At 56.1% G+C, this 237-nt stretch carries 1 pseudogene; it reads right to left on the reverse strand.

The annotated features are described in order from the left end of the window. Positions 1 to 237 (reverse strand): annotated as a pseudogene (locus tag KVT36_RS32190) (endolytic transglycosylase MltG); the annotation flags it as partial.

Consider the following 237-nt stretch of genomic DNA (forward strand, 5'->3'; position numbering starts at 1 on the left):
TTGGAGGTCTTTCTTACAAGATCATTCCGGGTGCGTAGCTTGGTAATAACCAGCAGCACCGGCGCTTGTTTGCCGGTGCGCAGCAGCTTCACGATCTCAAAATTGCTCATGCCCCACTTGATCTGGGAGCGGCCGGCTTTTACGCGGGCTGGGTACCCCACCCGCCGCGCTACAACGCCAAAGCTGTTACGGCTGCTCACAATATTCTGCTCTCCCACCCCTTCCAGTACATTAGCA

This window comes from Chitinophaga sp. GbtcB8, assembly GCF_019091455.1.
Taxonomy (GTDB): domain Bacteria; phylum Bacteroidota; class Bacteroidia; order Chitinophagales; family Chitinophagaceae; genus Chitinophaga.